The 13,810-nt window shown below is 62.2% G+C and carries 16 protein-coding genes; 8 read left to right on the top strand and 8 right to left on the bottom strand.

Features of this window, described 5'->3' with window-relative positions; translation table 11 throughout:
- The 3 genes from ABY454_RS08250 to ABY454_RS08240 all read left to right on the top strand — a co-directional run.
- A partial coding sequence (locus ABY454_RS08250; RefSeq protein ID WP_372929734.1) for a DUF6629 family protein occupies positions 1–779 on the top strand: 779 nt, incomplete at its 5' end.
- 971 nt (positions 780–1,750) lie between these two features.
- Positions 1,751–1,915: a hypothetical protein gene (locus ABY454_RS08245; RefSeq protein ID WP_372929732.1), complete on the top strand. Its 165-nt coding sequence runs from the start codon at positions 1,751–1,753 to the stop codon at positions 1,913–1,915.
- Between the two features lie 191 nt (positions 1,916–2,106).
- Positions 2,107–2,532, top strand: a complete 426-nt coding sequence (locus tag ABY454_RS08240; RefSeq protein WP_372929731.1) for an Hpt domain-containing protein — start codon at positions 2,107–2,109, stop codon at positions 2,530–2,532.
- Here the strand turns inward: ABY454_RS08240 and ABY454_RS08235 are convergent.
- Positions 2,513–3,067, bottom strand: coding sequence for a YSC84-related protein (locus ABY454_RS08235; protein WP_372929729.1), 555 nt, complete (start codon positions 3,065–3,067; stop codon positions 2,513–2,515). The genes ABY454_RS08240 and ABY454_RS08235 overlap by 20 nt on opposite strands.
- Positions 3,068–3,210: 143 nt before the next feature.
- Here ABY454_RS08235 and mobA point away from each other — a divergent pair, with 143 nt between their 5' ends.
- On the top strand, positions 3,211–3,840 hold the full coding sequence (gene mobA / locus ABY454_RS08230) for a molybdenum cofactor guanylyltransferase MobA (protein WP_372929728.1): 630 nt from the start codon (positions 3,211–3,213) through the stop codon (positions 3,838–3,840).
- On the opposite strand, the gene fdhD is transcribed toward mobA, so the two are convergent.
- Positions 3,837–4,655, bottom strand: coding sequence for a formate dehydrogenase accessory sulfurtransferase FdhD (gene fdhD / locus ABY454_RS08225; RefSeq protein ID WP_372929727.1), 819 nt, complete (start codon positions 4,653–4,655; stop codon positions 3,837–3,839). The genes mobA and fdhD overlap by 4 nt on opposite strands.
- A 255-nt stretch (positions 4,656–4,910) precedes the next feature.
- Between fdhD and ABY454_RS08220 the strand changes: the two genes are divergently transcribed.
- The 3 genes from ABY454_RS08220 (at position 4,911) to ABY454_RS08210 (ending at position 6,587) form a co-directional block, all read left to right on the top strand.
- On the top strand, positions 4,911–5,444 hold the full coding sequence (locus ABY454_RS08220; protein WP_372929725.1) for an HdeD family acid-resistance protein: 534 nt from the start codon (positions 4,911–4,913) through the stop codon (positions 5,442–5,444).
- Positions 5,445–5,463: 19 nt separating this feature from the next.
- Positions 5,464–5,613 (top strand): hypothetical protein, encoded by a 150-nt coding sequence (locus ABY454_RS08215; protein WP_372929724.1) that lies wholly within the window; start codon positions 5,464–5,466, stop codon positions 5,611–5,613.
- A gap of 239 nt (positions 5,614–5,852) precedes the next feature.
- Positions 5,853–6,587, top strand: coding sequence for a VWA domain-containing protein (locus ABY454_RS08210; protein ID WP_372929722.1), 735 nt, complete (start codon positions 5,853–5,855; stop codon positions 6,585–6,587).
- A gap of 7 nt (positions 6,588–6,594) precedes the next feature.
- Here ABY454_RS08210 and ABY454_RS08205 read toward each other — a convergent pair whose 3' ends face one another.
- Positions 6,595–7,329: a rhomboid family intramembrane serine protease gene (locus tag ABY454_RS08205; RefSeq protein WP_372929720.1), complete on the bottom strand. Its 735-nt coding sequence runs from the start codon at positions 7,327–7,329 to the stop codon at positions 6,595–6,597.
- Positions 7,330–7,353: 24 nt separating this feature from the next.
- Positions 7,354–8,511 carry an exo-beta-N-acetylmuramidase NamZ domain-containing protein gene (locus ABY454_RS08200; RefSeq protein ID WP_372929718.1) on the bottom strand — a complete coding sequence of 386 codons (1,158 nt, stop codon included), beginning with the start codon at positions 8,509–8,511 and terminating at the stop codon, positions 7,354–7,356.
- A 223-nt stretch (positions 8,512–8,734) separates the two neighbouring features.
- Between ABY454_RS08200 and ABY454_RS08195 the strand changes: the two genes are divergently transcribed.
- Complete coding sequence (locus ABY454_RS08195; protein ID WP_372929717.1) at positions 8,735–9,736, top strand: Gfo/Idh/MocA family protein; 1,002 nt, start codon at positions 8,735–8,737, stop codon at positions 9,734–9,736.
- Here the strand turns inward: ABY454_RS08195 and lpxB are convergent.
- The 4 genes from lpxB to ABY454_RS08175 all read right to left on the bottom strand — a co-directional run bounded on the left by lpxB (position 9,733) and on the right by ABY454_RS08175 (position 13,767).
- A complete protein-coding gene (gene lpxB, locus ABY454_RS08190; protein ID WP_372929716.1) occupies positions 9,733–10,902 on the bottom strand; it encodes a lipid-A-disaccharide synthase in 1,170 nt (389 codons plus the stop codon). The genes ABY454_RS08195 and lpxB overlap by 4 nt on opposite strands.
- 74 nt (positions 10,903–10,976) lie before the next feature.
- A complete protein-coding gene (locus ABY454_RS08185) occupies positions 10,977–11,894 on the bottom strand; it encodes an aldose 1-epimerase (protein WP_372929715.1) in 918 nt (305 codons plus the stop codon).
- Positions 11,891–12,745 carry an N-carbamoylputrescine amidase gene (gene aguB / locus ABY454_RS08180; protein WP_372929713.1) on the bottom strand — a complete coding sequence of 285 codons (855 nt, stop codon included), beginning with the start codon at positions 12,743–12,745 and terminating at the stop codon, positions 11,891–11,893. Before aguB ends, ABY454_RS08185 begins: the two co-directional genes overlap by 4 nt.
- Positions 12,742–13,767: an agmatine deiminase family protein gene (locus tag ABY454_RS08175; RefSeq protein ID WP_372929711.1), complete on the bottom strand. Its 1,026-nt coding sequence runs from the start codon at positions 13,765–13,767 to the stop codon at positions 12,742–12,744. The genes aguB and ABY454_RS08175 overlap by 4 nt, the downstream gene beginning before the upstream one ends.
- Between the last annotated feature and the right edge of the window lie 43 nt (positions 13,768–13,810).

The raw sequence follows: 13,810 nt of genomic DNA, 5'->3' as shown, positions 1-13,810 counted from the left end.
CATTCCACGGGGCGAGGCCGCTGTGCGCGGCTCTATCCTTGTTTTGGCTGCTTAGTCTATGTTCTGTACGGGCGATCCAGAGGATTTCAGACGGGATGTGTTTTTCCGCGACAGCAAGTTTCGCGGTGGCGGCGCCTCTGCTGCCGTTGGGGATTTATTGCCTGAACAGGGCGAGGCGCGAGGACGCGAGATGGATGCCGTTCGCGGCCTACCCCCTGGCGTTTGGGCTGCAGCAGGCGGTCGAGGGGGTCCTGTGGATCGGCATATCGTCCGGCGACCAGGCGCTGATCGGCGCGGCATCGCGGGGATTTTTGTTCTTCTCCCACTTTTTCTGGCTGTTCTGGGTACCGATGTCGATTCTTGCGCTGGAATCCGATGCGCACCGGAAGCGCATTCTCGCCGCCCTTGCAGTTCTGGGCGGACTATACGGCGCATCGCTTTTCCTGCCCATCCTGCTGAACGAGGACTGGCTCAGCGTGGCGGTGGTTCACCACTCGATCGTCTACAAGATCACGCTGATCTATGACGGTATCGTGAACCGGCAGATTCTTCGGGTCATCTATGCCGCGATAATTGTCGCCTCTCTATTCATCTGCTCTGCCAGGCAAATAAGGATATTTGCCATGCTGATGTTGGTTTCGGTGATCGCCGCCAATCTGTTTTTTGATTATGCGTTCACCTCCGTTTGGTGCTTTTTCGCGGCCATCTTGTCCCTCTACGTTCTCTACATCGTACGCGTGGAACTCAAGTCGGAGCCGACCGAACCCAGCGCTGCCTAATGGAGAATTCGGCATCGAGCGGAAGATCGCCGGCATCGTGACCGCGATCGAGCAAGGCAACTACAGCCGCGCCTTGGGCGACCGGCTCATCATCGCGATACAAAGTATTTGGCTGGATGCCCTTCCCCAATCTGCCCCTGCCCGTCCGTTTTTGCGACTCCTGAACCCTATGTGGGTGAGCTATGTCTGTTCTGCACCCAAGAGCAGACATAGGTTGTCACTGCACGCTCGTCATCCACTCCCTAATGGCGCGCGTAGCGCGCTGCCTGAGAGAAGCTGCAACGGCTCCGGCGGTCCAGGAAAGTGGGGCATTAAAGGATTGCGGCATCGAGTCCGCCAACGCAGGCGAGCGCCTTATGGCCGAGATCAAAGCCTTCTACGCTGCTCGCAAGGATCGGCGGATCAAGAAGGGGTGTACCCCCTCCGACAACGGCAAATTAAAGCCTTGATTTCTGCGGGTTTGGGGGGGGCTTACGCGGACATTGCGGGGGTACAGGTATGAGAATACCCAGACCCTTGTTTTGTCCGCCTATGACCATTGTAGCAATGGGTATCAATGGACAGGCTCAACAAAGCGCAAGGCGGTAGAAATCGAAACCATGCGGCTGATCATGAAGAACGGCAAAATCTACAAGAACACGTTCTGATGAAATGTCCGCTTTGGGTCATTAGCGGACATCGGTGAGCGGAGCAGGCATGTCCGCTTTACCCTCAGGAGCGGACACGATGAGCGTGGCCGCAGTCAACTTAGGCCGACCGCCTCAGCGTCCACTTGGTACGTTCTTGAGCGAATCCAGCCCGGGATTTGAACCTATAGCTCAATTTTCAGGAATGGTTGATTACGGCGGATTCGCTCCTCCGCTACCAATTGTTCACCAAGGCATTGAATTCCCGGTTTTCTTTGCCCATCTTCAAACTTCCGCCAGGTTTTTGTGAGAACCTGTCAGGAAGATGAAGAGGCCACTATTCGCATGACGAAACTTGCTACCACTGCCTTGGTTTGCCTCGTGGCGCTGTCCGCGGCGGGCTGCGCCGTTGAAGTGCCCATGTCGTCCTTCCGTTTGGCACCGCCGGACGAGACGAGCGTGAGCGACAAGGCTCAGCATCAGGACCTGAAGCACGTCCGGACTCGCTAGGCGTCTTTCGGTTTTCCCAATGCATTCAGCGTCCCGCGCGGCGCTATTGGTTTGCAGGTCCTTAAGCCTGGATCAACGCTTCCTCAACTTGCATCCCCTATAGTCTTGAAGTCTCGGACGCGCGCGATCAATGCGTCCGCCAGGTTCAAACACGTGCCGCCAGAGCATGCGGAACCAAGGGAGAAAGCGTCTTGGCCTTCAGCGCATCCACAGCACAGCGTATCGATGTCAATGGCGTCGACGCCTTGCATGGGCAGATAAGAGAATTGGTGCCGACGCATCACTCTGCTCTGCTGGCGGAGATCCGCCGGTTGGGAGAGATGCTGACGGCTCCCGCGGCGCATTGTGCCGGTGCCATCACCGAGGCCGAGTTTCTCGCCCATCAGATCAAGGGTGCGGGCGGTTCGTTGGGCTTCGCCGACGTCAACGATGCGGCGACGCGCGTCGACGATCACCTGAAGACTCTCATGGCACATGGCAGGGACGCCGCCGCTGCTCAGATGGAGCGGGTCCGGGGTCTCTTTGAGGATCTGCGGCGCACCGCTGAAGCGACCACGCCGGAATCCTCCAGCCTGTGGAACACGAAGCCGTCGCGCTTTAGCGCTCGATTCGGCTGATCTTCGAGCCTTCGAGCGACAGATTGTACATCAGCCCCTTCTGATCGAGGATGAAGCCGAGCACGGGCTGGGTCGCTTTGTCGGTGTCGATCGATCCGCCGATGCCCACCGTGATGATGGCCACGGACGCGTCCACGCCCACCTTCCAGCCTGCGAGCCTGTCGAACTGATCGAGGGCCTCCCGCGTCATGAACATGATGATGACGGAGCGCTCCTGCACGCCGAGCTGGAAGCCAAACGAGGCGGAGATCATGTTGTAGTAGCCGGCCGGGCGCTGATCGACGATCAAGATGCCTTCGCCGTACTCGCCGCCGATGCCGAACCCCGCCTTCACCACGGAGGGGAACACTAAAATCCCGACGGCCTTGTTGGCCAATTCCCTGGCCCCGCCGATCTGGCGGACGAAGCTTTGGAGCGTTTCGTTGGCGTCGTGCTCGATCTCGGCTGCCGTCGCGGCGCGCGCAGTCGACGGCGGGGCGCTGATCGCAGCGAACGCTAGAACGACTGCAAGCAGGTTGGGGATCAGGATTTTCATCGGCGCAGCATCCTCTTTTGGCCCCCCGGCGCGCTCCCTATAGGGCCGCTTTGTGGCAGTGGCACGCCGCCTGTGCGGCAACATTCGGGGCAGGCCGAAAGCCTCGCGTGACGCCGGGGCCGTCATCGCCCTAAAGTCCCGGCATGGATGGAGCGGAGACCATTGCTGGCGTGGTGCTTGCTGGCGGTCAATCGAGCCGGATGGGCGGCGGGGACAAGTGTTTGCAGCCACTCGGCGGCAAGCCGCTGCTGGCGCACGTCCTGGCGCGGCTCTCGCCGCAAGTCTCTCAGCTTGCGATCAATGCGAACGGCAATCCTTCGCGCTTTGACGTCTTCGGGTTGCCGGTCGTGGCAGACAATTCTTGCGATTTTCAGGGACCGCTCGCGGGCATCGAGGCGGGGCTGCGCTGGGCAACCAACCGCTGTCCCAATACGGCGTGGGCGGTGACCGTCGCCGGCGACACACCGTTCATTCCAAGCGACCTCGTCGCGCGTCTTCTCCAGGCGGTGCGCGAGGCTCCCATGGCGGTGGCCACATCGGGCGAGGGGCTGCATCCTGTCGTGGGGATTTGGCCCGTGACCATGGCGCAGGCACTGGCGGACAATTTGGCTTCTGGCAAGCGGAAGGCCACGGACTGGGTGAAGTCGCAAGGCGCAGCGGAGGTGTTCTTCGATGCGGTCGAGATCGGGGGTACGCAGGTCGACCCGTTCTTCAATATCAATCGCCCGGACGATCTCCGTGCCGCGGAAGCTCTGCTGAAAAGAGAGTCCTAAGCGACGTCGCTTTCGAGCGTGCCCTTCACGCGATGGGGATGGGTGAAGACTTCAAAGCCGTCTTTGCGGGCGATGGCGATCAACGTCATGCCGCAGGCCTCGGCCATGCGTACGGCGAGCGCGGTGGGGGCGGATACGGCAGCGACGATCGGTGCACCGGTCGCGGCCGACTTTTGCACCATCTCGATCGAGACGCGGCTGGTTAGCACGACGAGCCCTTGTTCGGCGGTCGCGCCGTCGCGCGCCAGAGCCCCAGCAAGCTTGTCGAGCGCATTGTGGCGGCCGACATCTTCGCGCAAGGCCACGAGCCCGCGCTCCGGATCCCAGAATCCGGCGGCATGCACCGCCCGAGTCTCGCGGTTTAGATCCTGCCGGGGAAACAGGGACTCCACCGCCGACATAATTTGGTTCTGTGTTAGCACGAGACCTTTGCCGACTTTCGGCGGGGGGCGCATCGCCTCCATGAGGCTTTCCACGCCGCAAAGACCGCACCCTGTCGGGCCTGCCAATTTGCGGCGCCGGCCCAGAAACTCGGTGGCGTCTTTCGCCTTGAGCCAAAGCCGCAGCTCAATGCCGGCATCTTCTTCGACCGTCTCGATGCTATCGATCGCATCCAGAGACGAGATAACCCCCTCGGTCAGCGCGAAGCCGACGGCGAAGTCTTCCAGGTCTTGCGGCGTCGCCATCATCACCGCGTAAGACGCCGTGTTGAAAGTGAAGGCGATGGCGGTTTCTTCGGGAATCGCGCGTTCGCCCTCGGTCGTGCCGGTGGCACGCCAGACTGAGCAGGGAACGCGAACGACGGGTCGCGGCATGGTCTTGCTCCGGGTTCGGCGCGGCTCTCGCAATGCGGGAACCTAAGAATCACTTTCTAAATAGGTCAAGCGGGGCGCCTCTGCCACCCGGTATTCCGGCCCGTAACCCTGTGAAAATCAAGGGCAGAGAGACGTTCTCCGTACGTGCTGTAACAGAATGCGTATAATAGGGCCCTACTGTTTGCGCGTCGCCGGTGCAGTTGGCTGCCCGCTCGCCGGCCCCCAAAATAGTGGCGGCATAGGGAGGTCATCACCATGGCTGCAGCCATACCGCAAAAGGATCAATCGGACATTTGGTGGGTATTTCTGCTTGAAGGGATCGCTGCGATCATCTTCGGCGTCCTGCTGCTTACCAACCCTGGTGCGACGTTAGTCGCGCTTGTCATTTTTCTCGGCTTCTATTGGCTATTCGTCGGCGTGCTGGAGCTCGTGCGCATGTTCGTGGACGGGTCCGTGCCTTGGTACTGGTCGTTGTTGATCGGTGTTCTCGGCATCGCCGCCGGTATCATCGTTCTGAGACATCCGGTGTTCGCCGCGGTGGTCTTGCCGACAGCCATTGTCGTTTGGCTCGGCGTCATCGGTCTCGTCATCGGCGTCTTCGCCATGATCGGCGCCTTTATGGGCGGCGGCGTCGGCTCCTTCATCTTCGGACTTATCAACTTCGTGATCGGCCTGCTGTTGCTCGGCGCACCCATGGTGGCCGCGCTTGCGGTTCCGCTGGTCTTCGGAATCCTGCTGCTCATTCAGGGCGTGATCCTCATCATTTGGGCATTCAAAGTGCGCGAATAAGCCGTGACATGAGCGTGACATGGTTCGTTTGAGTTCGATTATGGGGGGTGCGGGCGTGTCCTGCGCCCCCCTCATTGCTCTTGCTGCGTTGGTCGTTGCGCCCGCGGCGGTGCAGGGTCGCGATATCGCGCCATGCATCGAAGACGCCATGATCGTTTTCGACGCGTGAAGAACTTCTTGTGGACCGGCGAGCAGAGCATTCTCGATGTGAGATGTCTGGCCGAGGAGACCGGTGGGCTGTACGTGACGGCGGAGAGTTAGGAGGACCTGGTGGAGGCCTTTGAGCGCACGCTCGGCTGCCCGATGATGTCCGCCTTGCCGAAGCCTCATTGAGGCGCCGTTGCGCTGCCGGCGCCGGGCACTCACAAATCTCTATGAAATGCTGAATTCTTCGCTAAAGTCCCGGGCATGAACCCGCCTTCGCCTCGCCCCTCGCGTCTCACCTTCGCATTTGTCCTCCTTCTCGCCGCCGGTGTGGTGCCTGCGCAGGCGGCGAATGACGCCTTGGCGCCCTGCACCGAGGACGCGATGATCGTCTTCGATGCGTCGGGCTCCATGGCTGGCAGTCTGGCCGAGGGGATCGGCGCCAAAGTTCGCCGTATCGACGAGGTACGCAAAGCCCTTGGGGAGGCGCTTCCCCGGGTCACGCATTTCCGCCGCATCGGCCTCATTACCTACGGGCCGGGCTCCTATCGGCAGTGCAATGTGGAGCTCAAGATGCGGCCGGCGCCCAACGCGGCGCGGCGCATTATGAGCGACGTGGACACCCTGAACCCGTCCGGCAAGACGCCCCTGGCGTCGGCCGTGGAGCAGGCGGCGAATGTGCTCGACTTCAAGGCCAAGCCCGGCGTCGTGGTCTTGCTCACCGACGGGGAGGAGACCTGCGACGGTGCGCCGTGCGATTTGGGCAAGATGCTAAACGCCGAGGGCGTGCAACTGACCGTCCACGTCATCGGGTTTCGCATGACCGCCTTCTGGACAGGGGCGCAGAGTGCCCTCGACGTCCAATGCCTCGCTGAGGAGACGGGCGGCCTCTACATCGCTGCGCAGAACCAGGAGGAGCTTGTCCAGGCGTTCGAGAAGACGCTTGGCTGCCCGATGATGTCCTCGTTGCCGCAGCCTCCGAGCTTCCTAACGCGCTGACGTCAGGCTAGCCCCAAGGGCCGCGCTTCCGTTCGATTTGAAAGGCGCGGTAGCGTGCCGGCTGAAACAGCGGCACGTCGCTTTTCTTGAACAAGGGCACGAGGGCCATTCCGGCGACGAATCCGCCGACATGCGCCCAGAAGGCGACGCCCGGTTCACCCGTATTCGAGAACGCGGCGCTGACGAGCTGAAGCAGGATCCACAGGCCGAGCACGATCATGGCCGGGAGATGCATCATCGTGGCGAAGATGCCGAGGAAGATCACCGTGCGCACCGTCGCATGGGGATGCAGCAGGAGATAAGCCCCGAGCACGCCGGAGATCGCGCCGCTGGCGCCGACCATGGGAATCGTCGAGTCCGGATGGATGAAGGCTTGTGCCATCGCTGCCGCTATGCCGCAGAGAAGATAGAAGGCGAGATAGCGGACATGCCCCATGGAGTCTTCGACGTTGTCGCCGAAAATCCAAAGGAACAGCATGTTGAAGCCCAAATGCATCCAGCCGCCATGCATGAACATGGAGGTGAATACCGTCGCCCAGGCTGGGATCGCGACAAGTTCGGGGTCCATCCCGGCGCCGCCGAACAGCCGCGCCGGGATCATGCCGAATTGGTAGACGGCAATCTGTCCGCTGTTCGAGCCCAACGAGAACTGCCAGAGGAATACGAGCACGCACACGGCGATGATCGACCACGTCACGTAGGGCGTGTTAATGCGCGGATTATCGTCGGCGATGGGAAACATGCGTTCCTCTTCGCAGGTCGAGGCTCAATAGAGCAGATACGGCTCTCGCAGTTCCTCAAAGTCTTTCACGCCTGCGCGCCAACTGTCGGCAATTTCTTCCAGAGGCACTTGGGCTTCGATCTGCTCTCGCAACTGTGTGGAGCCCGCCAGGATGTCAATCGGCATCTTGTCGTGCTCGTATTCATAAGGCGGGTCGCGCCACTGGAATTGGTCGGGCGCGAGCCCATAGATTTCGCGTAAGAGCGCGGTGCCGACTTTGACCGGCTCGAAGTCCCAGCGTGACTGCAGGTGGAGCTGGCAACCACCGCAAGGCGTCTTGGCATGTTTTTGGAACGTTGGCTCGAACACGACCTCACGAAAGTGGACGCCGCCCAGGTTCAGCCCGCGTAGGCGCTCGGTCAGCTTGGCGCCGTCGAGCCAAGGCGCGCCAATCAGTTCGAAGGGGCGCGTGGTCCCGCGCCCTTCTGAAACCATCGTGCCTTCGAACAGGACCGTGCCGGGATAGACGATTGCGGTCTCCAAGGTCGGCATGTTCGGCGAAGGCATGACCCAGGGAATCTCGATGTCGTCGAAATAGAGTTTACGCGACCAGCCCTCCATCGGCACGATCTCGAGCGGTGCACCGATACCGTGATGCTCGTTGAAGAGTTTGGCGAGCTCGGCCACGGTCATGCCGTGGCGCATCGGAATGGGAAACTGTCCGACGAAAGATTCGTAGCCGGGCTCAAGCATCGGCCCCTCGACCTGGACCCCGCCGATCGGATTGGGACGATCGCACACGATCACAGGCGTGCCGGTCTTGGCCGCGGCGCGCAGACAATTGGCCATCGTGTAGATGAACGTGTAGATGCGCGCCCCGACGTCTTGCAGGTCGATGATGAGCACGTCGATGAGATCGAGCATCTCTTTGGTCGGCTCGCGCGTCTCGCTGTACAGCGAAAAGACCGGCACGCCGTGTGCCGGGTCCGTGGTGTGCGGCGTCTCGATCATGTTGTCCTGGAGGTCGGACCGGAAGCCGTGCTGCGGGCCGAAGATCGCGGCAAGCTCGAAATCGGATGCCGCGCCAAGCCGGTCCACGATATGGCGGAAGTCGTGGTCGACCGAGGACGGGTTGGCGAGGATGCCGACCCTTAGACCCTTTAGGCGGGATGAGGCGAGAAGCTGTTCGGACCCCAGCAGCATGGTCTCACCGCTGCGGTTCTTGGAGCCGGGACGGCGCCTCGGGCGATAGGCATTGCGACATTCGGTCCCTCCAGTGAAGTCAAGTGTGGCAAGGACTTACCCGGAGTCGCGGCAGGTTTCACGCGCCAATTTGCGGCTGCGACGCTGCTTCACGGCCTTAAGGGTGGCGAAGCGGCGGTTTTTGCGACAAAAAGCCAGCCAAGACGTTTGAACGGGAAGGTCAATGGCAAAGCAAATTCGCACCGCCGTCGTGGGCGCGGGCTATTTCGGGCGCTTTCACGCCAATCACTACAGCAAGAATCCCGATGCGAAGCTTGTCGCTGTCGTCGATGCTGACGAGGCCAGGGGCCGCCAGGTCGCGGAGGAGTTCGGCGCCGAGGCCTTCACGGATCACCGGCAGGTTCTCGATCAAGTGGATGCCGTGAGCATCGCCGTGCCGACGCCGCTGCATTTCGACGTAGCGCGCGAGCTGATCGAGGCAGGCAAACACGTGCTGATCGAAAAGCCCATCACCGACACAGTCGAGAGAGCACAGATCATCACCAAGCTGGCCGAAGAGCGCGGCGCCGTGCTTCAGGTCGGTCACATCGAGCGCTACTCCGCAGCCTATCGCGTCATATCGGAGAATATCGGCAGGCCGCTCTATCTGGAGAGCTATCGTATTGCGCCGTGGAAGAAACGCGGCGTCGAAGTCGACGTGATCCTCGACCTGATGATTCACGACATCGATATGATCATTGGGCTCGTCGGTGCGCCGGTCGCAAGGGTCGATGCCGTCGGCACGGGCGTGATGAGCCACAAGGCCGATATCGCCAATGCGCGGATCAGTTTCGAGTCTGGCTGCGTGGCCAATGTCACCGCAAGCCGGGTGAGCTACAAGACGGAACGGCGCTTGCGCGCCTTCGCGCACAACAAGTACCTCAACTGCGATCTCGGCGAGCGGAAGATATTTGGCTACAGCCTGCGTGGCAACCCGATGACACAAGGGCTGTCGGCCATCGTCACCGAGAAGATCGATATTCCGCAAGAAGACAGCCTCGGCAACGAAGTTGCATCGTTTCTCGACTGTATCAAGACCGGCAAAAAGCCGTTCGTCGACGGCTATGCGGGGTCCGAAGCGTTGCGTGTCGCGGCGATGATCAACGAGAGCATCGATGAGCAGTTGAAGAAAGTGCAAGGGTGGGCGACCCAAGACGGCGCGGAGGTCAGCCCCGCCGAAGTCTAGGCGTCTTGTTTTCTGCCGATCATATCGAGTACGAGTTTTGCCGCGCGTGCGCTTGGCGGCGGCGTCGCTTCGCCGAGCGCTTTCCAAACGTCGCGGAAGCCGGCGCGCTGCGTTTCCCGCGCCTCCTTTGAGCCCAGCAAATCTTCAACGGCGTTGGCCACAGTCTCTGGCGTGCAGCCCTCTTGCAGGAGTTCGGGAACGACTTCGCTGTTGGCAAGAAGGTTGACCAGCGAGGCGTGCTCAACGTTGACGCCCATGCGGCGGACGATAAAAGCTGTGAGCGCATTGACCTTGTAGGCGACGACCATTGGAACGTCCGCCAGGGCGAGTTCCAGTGTCACGGTGCCCGACTTGGTCATGGCGGCGTCGCATGCAGCGAAGGCATCGAACCGCTCATCTGGATCTGTCACGCGCACGACCGGCAACGGCCAGTCCGCGGTCTGGGTTTCGACTTGGTGGGCAACTGCCGGGGCGACGGGAATGACTACATGCAGATCGGGATGCCTATCCTTCAGACGAGAAATCGCCTCGGTAAAGATCGGGAGGATGCGCCGCACTTCGCCCGCACGGCTGCCCGGTACGACGCAGAGCACCAGCGCGTCGTCGGAGAGGTTGTGTTTCCGTCGAAAGACTTTGCCGTCACCGGCGGCGGCCGACTCGATTGCCGGGTGGCCGACATAGGTGCAGGGAATACCGTGGTCGGCAAAGAACGGGACCTCGAACGGCAGGAGCGCCATGAGGTGGTCCATCCGCTTGCCGATTGTCTTTGCGCGGCCCGCGCGCCAGGCCCAGGCTTGCGGCGCCACGTAATGAACCACCGGGATGCCGGAGCCGCGGAGCCTGCCCGAAATCCTCAGGCCGAAGCTCGGGGCGTCGACCGTGACCATGACGTCGGGCTTCAGTTCGCGGGCGGCGGCAGTCGTTTGACTGAGGCGTTTGGCGAGAAGCGGGAGGTGCGGCAGCACCTCGGCCAGCCCCACGAGGGACAGCTCTTGCATGGGGAACAGGCTTTTCAGGCCTTGCGCTTCGCTTTGCGGCCCTCCGACGCCGGCAAACCGCACGCGGCCTTCCGTCTGTTGTTTCAACGCGGACATCAGCCGTCCGGCGAGGTTATCGCCCGAGGCCTCGCCGGCGATGATAAAGATTAGCGGCTCCTGCCGGCTCATCTGTCGTTCCTTCTGGGTCTCATCGAGGCAGGACTTAGGCCAAGGGACGGGGTCTGCGCCAGGAAAATTCGCCTCTAGTCCACTTTGAAGCGGAACTTGGCGCTAAACGTCTCGCCCGGGGGGACCAGCCGCAAGCCCTCGCCGCTGATCAGCGCGTTGGTCGGCGCGGTCATGGGCTCGAAGGCGAGGAAGTCCTTATCGTGCGGGGCATAGACCTGCGTGTAGGGATAGCCCTCCAGCAAGTCCACCGAGATGCGGTTTCCTCCGGCCGCGACCGACAGGGTGGCGCTGTCTCCGAGAAGCGCGAAGCCGTCGTCGAAAGCCCGGTCGCCGAGTGCCGCATCGAGGCCCGGGAAGGGCTCCGATCCGCCGGTCGGGATCATCCGCTTATCGAGGGTGAGATGCCGCATCTCAGGGAGCGTCACCTGCCAGTCCTGGCGGGGCACGTCCGGTAGTCCAAGATAAGGATGAAAACCGAAGCTGACAGGCACGCCAATGTCGCCTGTCGGCGCGAGCGCTGTCTCGATGGTGAGGTTTCCGGGCGCCACGGTTGCCGTCATTGTCAGCCGGCAGGGGTAGGGGAAGATGACGAGGCCCTTGGGATGAGACCAATCGTATTGCGCCGTCAGACTGTCCGGCGCCGTCGTCTCGATGCTCCAAGCGAGGTGCGGCCACATCAGGCCGTGCATGGGCAGGCCATTGCCATCGTAGCGGAGCGTCGGCGAATGGCCGCTGAGCGTCACGCCGCGATCCTCGATCTCGTATTGGAGTCCGCCAAGCCGGTTGGCCCAGGGAAAGAGGAAGGGAATGCCCGCGGTCTGGTTCATCGCGGCGTAGGTCTTGAGGTCATCGATACGGCGCAAGTACTCGAGGCCCTTATGGCGCAGCGAAATGCCGAGCATGCCGTGGCCGGGTACGAATACGGCCTCCGTGTCGCCGGCGACAATGCGCGTGGTGGTTGGATCGTCGAGAGGATTCAGAACGGCTGTCATATCGATTTCCCATAAAGATCGGTGCGGCGGTCGCGGAAGAAGCCCCAATCGGCGCGGTAGGCGGCGATGTCGTCAACATCGAATTCGGCAATAATGACACCTTCGGCGCCCTCGCCAAGCTCGGCGACCATATCGCCCGTGTGATCGGCGATGAAGGAGTGGCCGTAATAGGTCTGGAGGACGCTGTCATTGTCTTCCGTGCCGACGCGGTTCGCAGTAACGATGGGCACGGCGTTTGCTACGGCATGGCCTTGCATCACGCGCTGCCAGCGCGCGTGCGTGTCGAGGGTCTCGTCGTAGGGCTCTGAGCCGATCGCCGAGGGGTAGAGCAAGACCTCGGCGCCTTGCAGCACCATGGCGCGTGCGGCCTCCGGGTACCACTGGTCCCAGCAAATACCGACGCCGATGACGCCATAGGCCGTCGTCCACGTCTTGAAGCCCGTATCGCCGGGACGGAAATAGTATTTCTCCTGGTAGCCGGGCCCCTCAGGGATGTGGCTCTTGCGGTAGACGCCGAGGATCTCGCCATCGGCATTGGCAACCGCCACGCTGTTGTAATAGCGCGGGCCGTCCTTCTCGAAGAACGAGATGGGGATGACGACCTTCAGCGCCTTGGCGGTCGCTTGAAGTGCACGCACGCACGGATGCTCGGCGACGGGATAGGCCGTCTCGAACCAACTCGCATCCTGGCGCGTGGGGAAGTAGATGCTCTGGAACAGCTCCGGCGGAAGGACGACTTGCGCGTTCTGTGCGGCGGCCACGCGGATGAACGCTTCCACCTTGTCCAGGTTCGCTTTCATGTCGTGGCCGAAGGCCGACTGGATGGCGGCGACGGACAGGTGACGCGTCACAGGCTCGGCTCCTCGCGGGTGATGCAATGAAAGGTGCCGCCGCCCGCGCTGCCGGCGCCGAGCAAGCCAAGCGCGGGGAGGGCGATGACTTTGCGGTCCGCGAATACCGCTTGCAGGGCCTCACGGGCGGGCTCGCTCGTCTCTGTGCCGTAAGTGGGCATCACCACGACGCAATTGGCGATGACGAAGTTCAGGTGCGAGGCGGGCGCGATGTCGCCGCTCCCGTTCAATACGCGGCCGGGGCTTGGGATGCGCATAACCTCAAGTCTGCGGCCTTTCGCATCCGTCGCAGTGTCTAGGCGCGCGGCAACGGCCTCAAGCACGGCGGCATTGGGATCGTCGCGACCGGACGGCGTTTGACACACGACGCGGCCCGGGCCGACAAAGCGGGCGACATTATCGACGTGGCCGTCGGTGTGATCGCCTTCTAGCCCTTCGTCGATCCAGATGACTTTCTGTGCGCCGAGCGCGGTCCTCAGCGCGGCCTCCGCCTCGTCGATGGTCCAGCCATTGCGGTTTGTGTTCAGCAGCGTCTGGCGCGTGGTGAGGACGGTGCCTTGGCCGTCATGGTCGATGGCGCCGCCTTCCAGCACGAAGTCGAAGGATAGCGTCGGCACAGCGGCGAGCGCAGCGATGTCGTACCCGACCGTGTTGTCGCCGGGAAGCGCGAACTTGCCGCCCCAGCCATTGGTCCTGAAGCGTAGCGCCACGGGACCTTGCGGCGAACGCGCGAAGATGGGGCCGGTGTCGCGGAGCCAGATGTCTCCGTATGCCGCGCGAACGATCTCGGGCGCATCCCCGAGCGCGGCCCGCGCGGATGTCTCCGCTTCAGCACCGTTGGCCAGAACGCGCACGGTGTTGGTTGGGCTCAGCGCGTGCACCAGGGCCGCAACGTCATTGCGCGGGGCCTGAAGGTCGCCGTTCCATTCGGACGCGTCGGCCGGCCAGGCCGTCCAGATCGCTTTTTGAGGCGCCCACTCGGGCGGCACGGCCAGGGTATGCGTGGTCAGGGCGATCGTCATGAGGCGCGCGGCGCCAGGTGGCGCTCCGGTGTGGCCTTAACTC

The sequence above is a fragment of the Methyloceanibacter sp. genome, from assembly GCF_041573655.1.
Lineage (GTDB): Bacteria > Pseudomonadota > Alphaproteobacteria > Rhizobiales > Methyloligellaceae > Methyloceanibacter.
Note: the sequence above shows the minus strand (reverse complement) of the source record. Positions and strands in the feature narration are given on the sequence as shown.